General features: G+C 69.4%; 14 protein-coding genes and 1 pseudogene. 7 read left to right on the top strand and 8 right to left on the bottom strand.

Going from position 1 to position 13,962, the window contains the following annotated elements:
- Positions 1-24 precede the first annotated feature (24 nt).
- Entirely contained in the window at positions 25-1,050 is a 1,026-nt protein-coding gene (locus tag OG611_RS38675; RefSeq protein WP_266431083.1) for a hypothetical protein, read from the bottom strand.
- A 192-nt stretch (positions 1,051-1,242) separates the two neighbouring features.
- Positions 1,243-1,746: a hypothetical protein gene (locus tag OG611_RS38670; protein WP_266431081.1), complete on the bottom strand. Its 504-nt coding sequence runs from the start codon at positions 1,744-1,746 to the stop codon at positions 1,243-1,245.
- Between the two features lie 261 nt (positions 1,747-2,007).
- Between OG611_RS38670 and OG611_RS38665 the strand changes: the two genes are divergently transcribed.
- The 4 genes and pseudogenes from OG611_RS38665 (at position 2,008) to OG611_RS38650 (ending at position 6,135) form a co-directional block, all read left to right on the top strand.
- Positions 2,008-2,769 carry a DeoR/GlpR family DNA-binding transcription regulator gene (locus OG611_RS38665; protein ID WP_266431458.1) on the top strand — a complete coding sequence of 254 codons (762 nt, stop codon included), beginning with the start codon at positions 2,008-2,010 and terminating at the stop codon, positions 2,767-2,769.
- Positions 2,766-3,704, top strand: a pseudogene (gene pfkB / locus OG611_RS38660) (1-phosphofructokinase); the annotation flags it as partial. The gene OG611_RS38665 and the pseudogene pfkB, both read left to right, overlap by 4 nt.
- 92 nt (positions 3,705-3,796) lie before the next feature.
- The gene (locus OG611_RS38655) at positions 3,797-5,806 is read left to right on the top strand and encodes a fructose-specific PTS transporter subunit EIIC (protein WP_266431077.1); all 2,010 of its coding nucleotides are present in this window, start codon (positions 3,797-3,799) and stop codon (positions 5,804-5,806) included.
- A gap of 56 nt (positions 5,807-5,862) precedes the next feature.
- On the top strand, positions 5,863-6,135 hold the full coding sequence (locus OG611_RS38650; RefSeq protein ID WP_266431075.1) for an HPr family phosphocarrier protein: 273 nt from the start codon (positions 5,863-5,865) through the stop codon (positions 6,133-6,135).
- 242 nt (positions 6,136-6,377) lie between these two features.
- Here the strand turns inward: OG611_RS38650 and OG611_RS38645 are convergent, their stop codons facing one another.
- On the bottom strand, positions 6,378-7,070 hold the full coding sequence (locus OG611_RS38645) for an SUMF1/EgtB/PvdO family nonheme iron enzyme (protein ID WP_266431073.1): 693 nt from the start codon (positions 7,068-7,070) through the stop codon (positions 6,378-6,380).
- A gap of 271 nt (positions 7,071-7,341) precedes the next feature.
- Positions 7,342-7,749, bottom strand: a complete 408-nt coding sequence (locus tag OG611_RS38640; RefSeq protein WP_266431071.1) for an NUDIX domain-containing protein — start codon at positions 7,747-7,749, stop codon at positions 7,342-7,344.
- A 150-nt stretch (positions 7,750-7,899) separates the two neighbouring features.
- Between OG611_RS38640 and OG611_RS38635 the strand changes: the two genes are divergently transcribed.
- A complete protein-coding gene (locus OG611_RS38635) occupies positions 7,900-8,499 on the top strand; it encodes a hypothetical protein (RefSeq protein WP_266431069.1) in 600 nt (199 codons plus the stop codon).
- Between the two features lie 152 nt (positions 8,500-8,651).
- Entirely contained in the window at positions 8,652-9,359 is a 708-nt protein-coding gene (locus OG611_RS38630; RefSeq protein WP_266431067.1) for an NUDIX domain-containing protein, read from the top strand.
- A gap of 197 nt (positions 9,360-9,556) precedes the next feature.
- On the opposite strand, the gene OG611_RS38625 is transcribed toward OG611_RS38630, so the two are convergent.
- On the bottom strand, positions 9,557-10,717 hold the full coding sequence (locus OG611_RS38625) for a S1 family peptidase (protein ID WP_266431456.1): 1,161 nt from the start codon (positions 10,715-10,717) through the stop codon (positions 9,557-9,559).
- Between the two features lie 261 nt (positions 10,718-10,978).
- On the opposite strand from OG611_RS38625, the gene OG611_RS38620 reads away from it, so the two are divergent.
- On the top strand, positions 10,979-12,346 hold the full coding sequence (locus OG611_RS38620; RefSeq protein WP_266431066.1) for a nucleotidyl transferase AbiEii/AbiGii toxin family protein: 1,368 nt from the start codon (positions 10,979-10,981) through the stop codon (positions 12,344-12,346).
- Between the two features lie 26 nt (positions 12,347-12,372).
- Here the strand turns inward: OG611_RS38620 and OG611_RS38615 are convergent, their stop codons facing one another.
- The 3 genes from OG611_RS38615 to OG611_RS38605 form a co-directional block, all read right to left on the bottom strand.
- Positions 12,373-12,642 (bottom strand): hypothetical protein, encoded by a 270-nt coding sequence (locus tag OG611_RS38615; protein ID WP_266431065.1) that lies wholly within the window; start codon positions 12,640-12,642, stop codon positions 12,373-12,375.
- Between the two features lie 35 nt (positions 12,643-12,677).
- Positions 12,678-13,142, bottom strand: a complete 465-nt coding sequence (locus tag OG611_RS38610) for a MarR family winged helix-turn-helix transcriptional regulator (protein ID WP_266431064.1) — start codon at positions 13,140-13,142, stop codon at positions 12,678-12,680.
- Between the two features lie 214 nt (positions 13,143-13,356).
- On the bottom strand, positions 13,357-13,908 hold the full coding sequence (locus OG611_RS38605; protein WP_266431063.1) for a glycoside hydrolase family 25 protein: 552 nt from the start codon (positions 13,906-13,908) through the stop codon (positions 13,357-13,359).
- Between the last annotated feature and the right edge of the window lie 54 nt (positions 13,909-13,962).

The raw sequence follows: 13,962 nt of genomic DNA, 5'->3' as shown, positions 1-13,962 counted from the left end.
CAGGTCACCCCTGGGGCTTCCCCGTCAGGAGGGCAGCTTCAGATCCGTGCATCCATGGCGCTGCGCGGCACGTTCGGCGAAGGCGCGCAGCGCGGTGCGCAGGTAGCCGCGCGGCGGAGCCGCGTACTCGGTGTCATTGACGGCGAAGAGGGCACGTGGGCCCGTGCCGCACACGGCACTCGCCCAGGCGCTGTGACGGTCGCCGCCCGCGTCGCCGCGGTAGCCGCCGGGGCCGTCCTCGGAGGTGCGCAGGCGTTGCGCGTACGGGCCGAACGCGGCGTCGAACCAGTAGAGTTCCTCGTCCCGCGCCTTGGTCTCGCCGAGTGCGCAGGCCTCCAGGAGGGCGGTGCCGGGGGCGGTGACCTCACGGTGCCAGTCGACGGAGTCGTCACCGGGGACGGGAACCCCGGCACAGGTGCCCGTGGCATTGCCGAGCGCCGGGCGGTCGTCCTGCACAGGGATCGGCGGCACGCCGGTGCCGTGGGGGGCGTCGCACGACCATCGCTCGGCGGCCCGTTCGGCGGTGGCCGTGACCAGCCGGGCGATCTGCCGGGTCTCCGCGGCGTTCTCGTGCGACTCGTCGGCACGCACGGCCACCACAAGGGAGGCAGGTCTGTTGGTGCAGTCGAGCGCGATGCCGGTCTCGCGGAAATCGGTGTAGCCCTGCCAGCCACCGCCGACGGCGACGGGCAGATGGTCGGAGTCCCCGTCGCGCAACATCGAGAGCGGGTCGCCGGAGAGGTTGCGGTTGCGGACGGCATCGTGCGGAATCAGAGCGGCCAGCAGCCGGGTGTCCGCCACCCCGCACTCGTCCCAACGGTCGTAGTCCGCACCACCCGTGCGGTCCCCCGGCAGTCCGGAGTCGGTGGAGTACGCGGTCAGGGCGGCGGACTCGGCGACCGGCAGCAGGCCCTCGCAGTACGTCGCGAGCCGGTCCTCGTACCGCCACCGTTTGCCGGTGTCGCTCATCCGGTACCAGCCGTAGCCGGCCGCGAGCACCAGGACCAGTGGTACCACGGCGTACAGCCCAATCCGGCGCATCGTCTTCATGAAGCGTCGGCCTCCCCCGTATCGATCACGGGCCCCTGCCTATCACCCGGGGCCCGGGACCCGACAACCGCCCTGCCCGAATGGGCACTTCTGCGGGCTTCGAGGAGCACGGATCACACCGCGTCACGCGTGGCCCGTCCCGGGCAGCGCCACAGTCGGCCAAGGCTGGTCGCCGTACGGGGCAGGGCCCGGTCAGCCTCGGCCCGCTCCGCTCGACAGCCAGGCCGGCCAGGCGATCTGCCCGTTCACGACCTCGATCACATCCGGCGTCAGGGCTTCGAGATGCTTCAAACCGCCGATCGGAACGACATCGCCCGCGAGCCGGTCGGTGTCGTGAACTCGCGCCGCCAGCCAGCAGAGCAGCTCGCCGACCTGCTCGAATTCGTCCGGGTGGATCTCCTGCCGGGAGGTCAGCGACCAGCCCTTCCGCGGCAGGTCCGCGCGGTCGGCCAGTGCCGAGCCGAGCACACCGCCCACTCGCCAGGCCACGCCGCCGCCGGCAAGCAGTGGACGAGGTTCGTCCTCGATCACCGGGTCCCCCGCCTCGTCCACCACCACGATCGGGAACGCGGTCACGATGGACAGGCGCTCCGGCTGCGGCCCGATTCCCAGATGCCAGCGCAGCTCGGCGAGCTCCTGCTCGGAGAGCTCGTCCCGCAGATCGACCGATATCGCCAACTCGTACACGTCACTCACGCCAGGCACCCTACAGAGGGGGGCCGACATGCTGGTCAGGACCCGGGGCAGGGCGTACACCCAGCACGCTCCGCCTCCCGTGATGCGAGGAGTCGCCGCACCCACCGGCCGTATGACACGCCCGGCGATACGACGATCTCGATCCCGGTGCGATGTTTCCGTTCAGGCCCGCATGTGACCGAATCTGTTTACATCCCCGAACCACGGGCGTAATCTGACCGCCAAATCACACACTCGGGCATGGAACGGATCCAAAACAACATGTATGCACCGGAGCGGCAGCAAGCCATCCTCCGCCTCGCCCGTGAGAGCGGCCGGGTCGACGTGCTGTCCCTGGCCGAGAAGTTCCAGGTCACCGCCGAGACCGTGCGGCGTGATCTGAAGAGTCTCGACCGGGCCGGGCTGCTGCGGCGCGTCCATGGCGGCGCGATCCCGGCCGGGCGGCTCGACTTCGAGCCCGACCTCGCCGAGCGCGATGCAGTGGCCATCGACGAGAAGGAACGCATCGCGACAGCCGCGATCGGCGAGCTCCCCACCGACGGCAGCGTGATCATCGACGCGGGCAGTACGGCCGCCCGGCTGGCCGCGGCCGTCCCGCTGGACGCCCACCTCACCGTGGTGACCCATGCGCTGCCGGTGGCCGCCCGGCTCGCCGACCACCCCGGCATCGCGCTGCACCTCGTCGGCGGCCGGGTCCGGCACCGTACCCGTGCCGCCGTCGATGCCTGGGCGTTGAACGCCTACAGCGAGATCAACGCCGACGTCGTCTTCCTCGCCACCAACGGCTTCTCACCGAAGGGCGGCCTGACCACGCCGGACCTGGCTGAGGCCGCCGTCAAACGCGCCATGATCGCTGCCGCCCGGCGGGTCGTGCTCCTGGCCGACTCCGCCAAGTTCGGCCAGGAGCACTTCGCCCGTTTCGGCGATCTCACCCAGGTCGATCTGCTCATCACCGACACCGGACTCGGCTCCGAAGACGCCCTCGCCATCGAGAGCCTGGGCACGGAAGTAGTACGCGCATGATCCTCACCGTCACCCCCAATCCGAGCCTCGACCGTACGTACGAGCTGCCCGAGCTGACCCGCGGAGCCGTGCTGCGGGCCACGGACGACCGGGTCGACCCCGGCGGCAAAGGCATCAACGTCTCGCGCGCTGTCGCGGCGGCCGGCCACCGTACGATCGCTGTCGCACCGCTCGGCGGACCCGAGGGCGCGCTGCTCGCCCGGCTGCTGGGTGAGCACGGCATCGAGGCGGCCGGAGTGCCGATCGTCGGCAGCACCCGTATCAATGTGACGCTCGTCGAGCCCGACGGAACACTCACCAAGGTCAACGCGGTGGGCCCGGAGATCACCGCGGCCGAGGCCGAGGCCCTGCTCGATGCCGTACAGACCAGGTCGACGGCCACGGACTGGATCGCCTGCTGCGGCAGTCTGCCGCGTGGACTGCCGCCGCAGTGGTACGCCGAGCTGGTGGCGCGGAGCCACCGTGCCGGGGCCCGGATCGCCCTCGACACCTCCGGCGCGGCGCTGACCGCGGCGCTGCGGGAGCGCCCCGATGTGATCAAGCCGAACGCGGAGGAGCTCGCCCAGGCCGTCGGTCGCCCGCTGGCAACGGTGGGCGATGCCGTGAAGGCGGCGGATGAACTCCGCGAACGCGGTGCCCGCTCCGTTCTGGCCAGCCTCGGGGCCGACGGGCAGTTGCTGGTCGACGGTGCGGATACGTACTTCGGCAGCGCCCGGGTGGAGACGGTCCGCAGCAACGTCGGAGCGGGCGACGCATCCCTCGCGGGCTTCCTCGCCGCAGGCGGAAGAGGACCGGCAGCGCTCGCCGCAGCGGTCGCCCACGGCGCGGCGGCCGTACAGCTGCCGGGCAGCGTCATGCCGACACCGGCCGATCTCGATCTGTCGGCGGTCACCACGACCACCGAAATCCCTCTGGACCGACCCCTGACGGAGCCGACTTTCATGACTGCCGCGCATCCGCGACCCAGCCCGCCGCCCCGAGTGTCCCCCGCCGCCCGCAGGACGGTCCACGAGCAAGGAGCCCCGCGATGAGTGAACTGATCACCGCGGAACTGGTAGATCTCGATCTGTCCGCCGAAACGAAGCACGACGCCGCCCGGTCGCTCGCCGAGCGGATGGTCGCCGAGGGCCGGGTGACCGACCTCGACGGCTTTCTCGCCGATGTCGCAGCTCGTGAGGCACAGATGCCGACCGGCCTGGACGGCGGTATCGGCATCCCGCACTGCCGCAGCGAGCATGTCACCACGCCCACGCTCGCGTTCGGCCGCAGCGGTCCGGGCATCGACTTCGGTGCGGCGGACGGCCCCGCCGATCTGATCTTCCTGATCGCCGCGCCGGCCGGAGCCGACGACGACCACCTCACCATCCTCTCCGCGCTGGCGCGGCGGCTGATGGACCCGGACTTCACCGGCGCGCTGCGCGCGGAGCGCGACGCCGGCGCGGCCGCGGCCCTCATCCGCGGCGAGGAGGCCATCCCGGCCGATTCGGCTCCGGAGGCCTCGCCCCCGGACGACGTACCGGTGGACAACCCCGGCGCGGGCACCGCCGCACCGGCCGCCGCGCCGTTCCGAATCGTCGCCGTCACGTCTTGTCCGACCGGTATCGCCCACACCTACATGGCGGCCGAATCGCTGGCAGCCGCGGCCCGTGCCGAGGGCGTGGTGCTCGATGTCGAGACGCAGGGCTCGGCCGGGTTCGAGCGGCTCGATCCCGGGCTGATCGCCTCCGCCGACGCGGTCATCTGGGCGCACGACGTCGAGGTGCGCGAGAAGGCCCGGTTCGACGGCAAGCCCATCGTCGACATCGGGGTCAAGGCGGGGATCAACCGCCCTGCCGAACTGATCGCCGAAGCGAGGCGGAAGGCGGAGCGCGGCGAGACCAGCGCCATCGCGGCCGGCGTCGCTCAGCAGGACGGTGGAGCCGCGACCGGCGGTGACCACGTCCACTTCGGGATCCGGCTGCGGACCTATCTGATGTCCGGCGTCAGTTACATGGTGCCGTTCGTCGCGGCGGGCGGGCTGCTCATCGCCCTGTCGTTCGCCATCGGCGGCTACGAGACAGCCGGTGCGAAATCCGTCGCGGACCACTTCGTCTGGGGCGAGGCCGACAGTTGGGCGGCTCTGCTCAACCAGATCGGCACCGCCGCATTCGCCTTCCTGGTGCCGGTGCTGGCCGGGTACATCGCGTACGGCATGGCCGACCGGCCCGCGCTCGTTCCCGGCTTCGTCGGCGGCGCCATCGCACTCACCATCGACGCGGGCTTCCTCGGCGGCCTCGCGGCCGGTCTCCTGGCCGGTGCGGTGGTGATGGCGATCCAACGGGTGAAGGTCCATCCCACCCTGCGGGGCATCATGCCGGTGCTGGTGATTCCACTGATCGCCTCGGCGGTCGTCGGCTTCCTGATGTTCATCGTCGTCGGCAAGCCGATCGCGTCCCTCCAACGCGCCCTGACCGACGGGCTCAACGGGCTCTCCGGCTCGAACGCGATCATTCTCGGCATCGTCCTCGGGCTGATGATGTGCTTCGACATGGGCGGGCCGCTCAACAAGGTGGCGTACGCCTTCGCGGTCGGCGGTCTGGCCGACCCGACGCCCGGCAGCCTCAAGGTGATGGCCGCGGTGATGGCCGCCGGTATGGTGCCGCCGCTGGCCATGGCACTCGCGACCACCGTGCGCGGCAGGCTGTTCAGCAAGACCGAACGGGAGAACGGCCGGGCGGCCTGGGTCCTGGGCGCATCCTTCATCAGTGAGGGTGCGATCCCGTTCGCGGCGGCCGACCCGCTCCGGGTGATCCCGTCGGTGATGGCCGGCGGCGCGGTGACCGGTGCCCTTTCGATGGCCTTCGGCTGCACATTGCGGGCCCCGCACGGTGGCATCTTCGTGGTGCCGCTCATCGGGGATCCGTTCCTCTACCTGCTGGCCGTCGCCGCCGGTACGACGGTGGCCACCGCCCTGGTCGTCCTGCTCAAGGGCATGCGCCGGAACACGGAGGCATCCGCACAGGCGACCGCGGAGCCCAAGATCTCCGTCGCCGCCTGACGGATTCCCCAGCGACCTCGCAAGCCCACCCCTCCACCACCACAGGAGAGTTCACCATGCATCAGCGCACCGTCGTCGTCGGTTCCCGCAGTGGTCTGCACGCCCGCCCGGCCTCGTTGTTCGTCAAGGCCGCTGCCCAGCATCCGGTCAAGGTGACGATCGGCCGGGACGGTCAGAGCGCGGTCGACGCCCGGAGCCTGCTCTCCGTGCTCGCCCTCGGGGCCCAGCACGGCGATTCGCTGGTGCTGGCCGCGGAGGGCGAGGGCGCGGAGAACGCGGTCGAGGAGCTGGCCGCGCTCCTCGCTCGCGACCTGGATGCGACGCCGTGATTTCAGCTGCCCCCTGCCGTCCCCGGAGCACCCAGCGGCTCCGGGGACGGTGGGCGTTCCCGGAGCCGTTGGGTCGAACCGGCTGCAATGGCGGGCAGGGCCGTGATACCACGCTCGGCATCGCCGTGTCCGTGGAGCGCGGCTGCCCGGCGAAAGGCGGCAATTCACACTGTCCGGCCTGCTCGCCGGTGTTCGTCGTGGCTGAACAGCAGGCCACCACGGGTGCTGGGAGCGTCACCGGTTCACAGTGTTCGGGCGAGCCGGAACCCCAGGTCGTCGATGCGGAACGTGGGGTGGCTCTTTCGGCGGCACGATGCGCGGCAGCCTCGGGGCCGGTCGAATCCGCCCCCGCCACGGAATACGCGATACGGGCCGTAGACCTCGGGATCGTAGAGGTCCCAGCACCACTCCCACACGTTGCCGATCATGTCGTGGAGGCCCCACGCGTTGGGCATCCTGGTCGCGACGTCGTGCACTTCGTCGCCGGAGTTCCCGCGGTGCCAGGCGATCTCGTCCAGGTCCCCGTAGCGCTCGCCGGAGGTTCCGGCTCTGCATGCGTACTCCCACTCCGCCTCGGACGGGAGCCGATAGCCGTCGGCCTGCCAGTCGCAGACCACGTCCAGCCCGTCGGGGTCGTCGCCCGTCGAGTAGCAGGGCCGGAGTCCCGTCGCCTGCGAGAGCAGGTTGCAGAACCGGACAGCCTCGTTCCAGGAGATCTCGGTCACCGGTGTACGTGGACCGGCCGAACTCGCGGGCAACTCGCCTCGAACCGCGTGGTACAGCTCGCGGGTCACGGGGTACGGCGCCAGTCGGAAGGCGGCGACCTCCACCTTCCAGTCCGTCCTCGTCCCCTCGTCCCGCAGCACGATCTCCCCGCCGGGGATGCTCATCATGCTCTCGGCATTCGCCTGGCGACGTATGGATTCCGCGCTCATCGCAGCTCCTCATGTGCTCCAGCTCGTGAACCGGTGCGCCGGACCGGCAGCATCGCGGGGTGGGTGCCCGTCCTGCTGCCTCCTGAGCGAGTGAGAATACAGGCGAGAGTGACGCAGCGGCTCGGCGCGGTCTTCCCGATGCCCCGTCACATCGCCCCGCACCGAAACCAGTCGCGACACCGGACCACGACTCTCCATCCGTTGGGATCAGTACGTGGTCGCGGATGTGGACGTGGACGTGGACGGCAACGGGGCCGCGTCCGCCGCCGGGTCAGTCGCGGTAGCCGGGCATGGTGGTCCAGAGCGGATCGATGTGGCCCAGCCAGGCATCTTGTTCATCCGCCAACGGTCGCCTCAGGGGAAGTGGGAGGAAGCGGCAGGCGAAAGTGAGGCCGGCGTCATCTCGGAGGAAGAAGAAGGTGGTCCTGCGCGGCTGTCCCGTATCGGGGTGCGGCTTGTCCTCCACGGCGATCCTCCGGACCACGGTGGCTGACGAAAGCCCGGTCTCCTCCGCGACTTCTCGCAGGACGGCGTGTTCCGTTTCTTCGTCCGGTTCCACTCCGCCGGCGGGCACCTGGGTACCGGCTGCCGGCATTCCGATGTGGTCGAACACCAGCAATTCGGGTACGGCACGATTCCGGATCACGTATGCGGCGACACGGATTCTGGGTCGGGTCATTCACACATTCTCTGCCACCGGCAGCGCTCGCCGAACGGGACCGCACGGGACCGGGCTTGAAGGCTGGAGAGCAAGCGGCCTCCGCATGCCCGTGGGCGCAAGGGAATCTCGCCGGAATACGCGGTTCTTGCCCTCTGGAAGAATGGTTGTGTGACGGTGACAGAGGAACTCTTGGGACAACAGGACACACTGCGATCCGCGGCGGACGCGGTCAGCGCCGATCTACGGCTGGACGAATTGCTGCCCGAGATCGGCCGGCCGGTGCGGGTGGGAAGTTACGCCCTTGGTCTGATGGTCCGTCGCGACCTGGACGTAACGGTGATCTGCCCGCAGCTCGACCCGCGGACCCTGGAGGCCGTTGCCGGCATCGGCGCACAACTGGCACAGCACCAGCGGGTGCGGCAGGTCCGGTTCCGCGACGACACCGGTGAGTGGAACACCGACCCGGACTACCCCGACGGGCTCTATCTCGGTGTGGACTGTCGCTCATTGCAAGGTCAGGACTGGACCCTGGACATCTGGTTCGTCGACGAACCCGACCGACAGCCCGACCTCGCCCACCTCAAGGCGATGCCTCCGCGTCTCACTTCCGAGACCCGCGCGGCGATTCTCGAAGTCAAGCGGGCCTGGGCAGACCGTGCCGAGTACGGCAAGTCCGTGAAGAGCGTCGACATCTACCGGTCGGTCCTGGACGACCACGTCCGCACACCCGAGCAGTTCGACGAGTGGCGTGCCCGCGCGGAGTCCTGAATGCGGTCAGCGTCGATTTCGTGGGCATCGTCGGCCGTTCGCCTATCAGGCCCGAACCATTGCGCGGCATCATGTGATCGTTGACGACTTCGCAGCCTCAGCTGCCTCCGTCATTTGCTCAGTGCGCTCAGGGCGGCGGATAGTCTTCACGGATGACCGACGACCCCTTGCTGCTGAACGTCCAGTTCGACGAAGCCGGCCTCGTCGTGGCCAAAGAGCCTGGCGAGGACGGGGCTTACTGCTTCCCTCGCCATGGCCAGGTGCCGGACAGTTCGCGGTGCTCGCTGCCCCTGGCCGAGGCATTGCACGCGCGGATCCGGCCCGTCGGCACTGCGGAGACCGTGCTGCGGAACTGGGTGACGGGAAGTCCGGCGCGGGGAATGGCCTCCTGGGATGATCCGGCGGCTGCCGATCCGGTGCGGGTCCGGGCCGGCGCGGTGGTGATTCGTGAAGGGCGGATGCTGCTCATCGGCTTCGAGGACGACGGGCAGCCGTTCTACGAGATTCCGGGCGGCGGAGTCGAGGACGGCGAGACTCCGCACGCTGCGGTGATCCGCGAACTGCGGGAGGAGTCCGGCCTGCGCGGCGAAGTGGTCAGGGAAGTGGCCCGTGTCTGGAAGGACCATCGCCGTGAGCACTACTTCCTTCTGCATGCCGAAGGCGAGATCGGTGCGCGCGCGGAACTCGACAACCACGGCGGAACGCCCACGTGGATTCCGGTCGACCAGCTGCCCACCACCCCGGTGTGGCCCCGGCGACTGGCCTGGCGCGTCGCTCACTGGCACACGACAGGCTGGCCGACTCGACCCGCCGAACTCGCCGACAGCATCAACAACCTACAGGCCGCCTGTACTTGGTGAGTGTGTTTTACGGTTCCCGTCACGGTTGCACACGCGGCACGGAGCACCCGGGCGTCGAATTGACGGAGGCCGCAGCCTCCTGAGCGCACGCGCGCCACGGGAAGGGCCTGCCACGACCGGGCAATGGAGCTCGTGTCGCGACAGACCCCTCGCAGTGGGCGCAGGGCGGACCGGGTCCGGCCGGCTCCCGGATACCGTCAGGCCGTGTGCAGGGTCAGCCCGTACCGGTTCAGAATCTCATTGATCGGCTGGTGCCAGGTCTCCCCGCCGCCGGTGCAGTCGCCCCAGCCACCCGAGGTGACTCCCTGGGCCTGGTCGCCACTGATGAACGAACCTCCCGAATCGCCCGGCTCGGCACAGACACTCGTCTTGGTCATCTGATAGACCGCACCCTGGCTGTAGTTCACTGTCTCGCTCGTGGCCAGCACATTGCCGCAGTGCCAATGGCTGGTGGAGCCGGAACGGCAGATCGAAGCGCCGATGGGCGCCTCCGCGGAGCCCCGCACCAGTTGGTCCGAAACGGTGCCCCAGCCGAGGACCACGGGGACGGTCCACCAACCGTTGCCGACGCTGACCCAGGCGTAGTCGTCACCGGGGAAGGACGACCCCTGGAAGTTGCCGATGGCCGAACGATCCCATCCGCTGACCGCGGCACCTGCCTGTCCGCAATGTCCTGCCGTGACGAAACCGCCGTACACGGAGAAGCCGATGGAGCATCGGACATTGCCCGTGTAGTAAGGATCGCCGCCCACGGTTCCGGCAGCGAAGGTCCTGGGTGCCTCGGGTGTCTGATTCACCAGCACGGGGCCGGTCTCGCGGGCCCGTTCGAGGAACTCGCGGACATCGTTGTCACCCGCTGCCGAAGCGACGACGTCGACGACAACGCGGTTGGCCTTGGGGTCGACGTGCCAGCCGCTGACACCGTCCGGCGCGGTCAGCCTGTCGATCCGCGTCTTGGTCGCGTCGAGCTGCCGTGCGTTGTGACGTACCAGTTCGACGGACGCGCCGGCCGCTCGGACGACGCCCGAATTCCGGACGTCGGTGACGGCCACGGTGAGCCTGCCCGTGGCCGGATCGAACCAGGAGCCGGCATAGGACGATCCGGCGGCCCGTCGCGCCTTGCCCTGTACGGCGGTTGCCGTTTTCTCCGCGGCCAGCCTGGCCCTGGCCTGACTTTCCGTCAGGCCGAGGTCCCTTTGCATGGCGGAGAGCAGCCCTGCGGACGCCGGTGCTTCATCGGTCGCGGAACGGGGTGTCACGGAAGGCGAGTCCGCCGCGGCGGCGGACGCCGGACCAGAGGCAAGACCCACGGTCGCCCAGGCTCCGACAACCAGCGCGGCAGCCAGGCTCGTACGCAGCGCGTTCACACATCTCAAGGCAATGGCCCTTCTGTTGTTCCGGCATCGTGGGGGAGGAACAGCAGGCGTCCGGGAGCTCTCACCTGAGAGCGCTCTCAGAGTGTGCCGCAACGGACTGTAACGCAGCTTGCCTATCAGGTCCATGCCAATGAACGTTTCCGGTCCCGGTCAAGGGGTGCATCCTTCGCACCACAGCGCCCCCACCGACCCCGCCTCCCTCCGCTCAGGGCGGACACCTATGCTCGCGTCAGATGATCGCGCGTGCCCGATGCTTCAGCTTCCGCCACGGGTCTCGCGCACGGCAGCGCACTCTCCCGCAGGAGCCTCACCATGATGTCCTCCGCCGACGAATCCGCTTCCTGGACCAGGTTGTGGGAGGGCTCCCCGCAGGTTCCCCATACGCCCCTCAACGAGGAGACACGGCACAGCTCGGAGATTCCGGGCACATTGCTGCCCGCACCGGACGGGATGAATCACCCCCTGGTCTTCGAACCCGCTCTCAAGCAGTTCGCCAATGCCTACCGGGCAGGAGAACCGGACTTCGGCGATGGCGGGGAAGAGGTGGGGCGCACTTGGCATCGGGCGCGGCGTACCGTACTCGACACGGTGCTCGCGTCGATCGCGGTCGGTCCGTGGAGCGACCATCTGGTGCTGCGTGGCAGCGTGTTGATGGCCACATGGTTCGGCAAGGCCGCCCGCGACCCGGGTGATCTGGACTTCCTCTTCGTACCCCGGGACTGGGCCATGGACGACCCTCGGACCTCGGGTCTCTTCGGCACCATCGCCCGTGACGCGGCAGCGGCCGCCGTCGGTGGCCCCGTCCGGATCGACGCGGCAGGCATGGTGGCGGAGGACATCTGGACGTACGACCGGGTTCCGGGCCGGCGCATGCTTCTGCCGTGGACGGCGGACGGGGTGCCCGGCGGCACCGTGCAGCTCGACGTGGTGTTCAACGAGAGCCTTCCCTCGCCCGCCGTGCTCACCGAACTCCGGCCGCTGGGAGATGGCCCGGGTTGCCGCGTGCGGGCCGTCTCCCCCGAGCTTTCGCTGGCCTGGAAGTTGCTGTGGCTGGTCACCGACATGTACCCGCAGGGCAAGGATCTGTACGATGCCGTGCTGCTCGCGGAACACTCCCCGCCTGTTTACGAAGTGTTGCGGGATGCCTTCGTTCTCGGCGGGACCGAGGGCCTGCGGCCCGTCGGCGCCCAGATGTTCGACGATTTGGGGGTACAGACCGGGTGGGAGCACTTCACCGCGGAACACCCATGGGTCACGGAAAGTGCGGTGAGCTATTGCGGACGTCTCGCGCGAGCGCTGGCACCGCTCCTGGAGACGGAGGTGCCGGCTGACGGGACGGGCCGGTACCGACAGTGGGCCCGGTGGTTGCAGCCACTGGTGGAGACCACGCACGCGTCGGCCGCGGAGGACCCTGCCGCCGCGCTCGGGTATCTGGCCGAAGGTGGGCGGGACGGGCTGCTGGCGGCCGTCGTGGTCGTACGGGAGATCGCCGGGCTTCGCTGTCCGGATCTGGCGGACGCACTCGCCGACGTCCTTTCCCATGAGGGAAGTTGGCAGTACTGGCGGGACCATCCCGAGGAGTGCGCCCGGCTCCTCGACGAGCTGCGCTGATCAACTTCCCCGGACCCTGGCCCGGTTCAGCCGGCCCGGCCGATCGCGCTGCGCAGCATGGCGACCGTCGTCGCGGCGGCCGCTCGCTCCGCACCGTCGTCCGTCGCGCGCACTCGCTCCTCCAGGAGGACCACGGCCGCCTGAAGGACACCCACACGCACCGGAACGCTCTGCATCGCCGTCAGTACGGCCGCCGCCTGTTCGGCCGGGGTGGCCGTGGCGGCCTGGGGAATGAGGGTGGTGATTCCGCGCCCGAGTGCGCGGTCGCGAGGCGGCTGAGCCGCGGCTGTGGTCACCCGAGAAGTGTGCCGCACCGGACCCGGGGAATCGGTCAGCGACCTGGCTGTGCCCCTGCGGGACCTTCATGGACATGGGCGTGCACACGCCTCAACAGCGCTGCCAGCTGGGCCTGTTCCGACCCGGTCAGAGGTGCGAGCAGCGCCTCCTGCACAGCCAGTGCCTCGGCCTGGAGCTCCCTGAGCGCCGCACGGCCGGCCGGGGTGGGCGTGACGGTCACCCGGCGGCGGTCGCCGGTGTCGCGGGCCCGGTCGACGAGACCGGCCACCGAGAGATCGTCCACGATCTTGACGATGTCGCTCCGGTCGATGCCGAGCCGCGATGCCAGTTCCCGTTGTACGTGAGGGCCGAAGTCGACGAGCGCCGACAGCACGGCCATGTGCCAGAGCCGCAGATTTCGCTCGGCCAGTCGTGCCGCCAGCATGCCACGCGCCGCTTTGCCGGTCTTGGACATCAGATAGGTCGTGAGTCCCAGAAGGCTGGGCGGGGTCTCGCTCATCGGCACCATCTTAGGCCCACACCAATCATAGGTTCTCACCTACCAATCGGAGCGCATCATGGATGCCCGCATCCGTGCCTGCCGGAGCACGACGCGCGGCGCCCAGCTCCGGGTACACCGCGCCACGCGTCCTGCACCCCGTCATCTTGATCCGGTCATGGCGGTGCCCGTGCTCCGGCGTCCGGTCCTCGGCCTCACCGCCCTGGCGCGGCGCCTACCCCCGGGCCCAGTCGCGCATGGCCGTCCGCGACGAGAAGGCGGCGACGTCCTTGTCGAGCGGTTGGTCGGTGTACTGATGAATACGCCAGGACGCCTTGATCCTGGGCTTCCCCGCGGTCACGTAGTCGGCGATCCACAGACCGTCCCCGGCATACGACGTGGTGTCGTGGTTCAACCAGAAGTAGCGATTGCAGTACAGCAGAACCTTGTGGTGGGGCCGCAGGCGCTTGACCTCACGGATGAAGCGGTCCTTCTCGGCATTGCCGGCCCTCGTGCCTTCGCCGTTCTGCTCCCAGTCCACGGCGAGCAGATCGCCCGCCTTCTCCGGAGCCTTGCTCAGGAAGTACTCGGCCTGGGCCGTGATGTTTCCCGGCCAGAGAAAATGATAAAAGCCGACCACGCACTCCGCGTCCCTCGCACGTTTCACCTGGGCCGCCAGATGCGGATTGGTGTACGAACGCCCCTCGGTGGCCTTGATGAAGACGAAGTCCAGTCCGTCCGTGTCGAAGGACGACTGATGGGAGCTGACATCGACGCCATGCAGCATGGGCACCGCCTTCAAGTGGGCTCAGTGATTCCGTTCTCCTCCTGTAGGTGCCCG

The organism is Streptomyces sp. NBC_01363 (assembly GCF_026340595.1).
Lineage (GTDB): Bacteria > Actinomycetota > Actinomycetes > Streptomycetales > Streptomycetaceae > Streptomyces.
The sequence above is the reverse complement of the archived record's forward strand: the minus strand, read 5'-3'. Positions and strand labels throughout refer to the sequence as shown.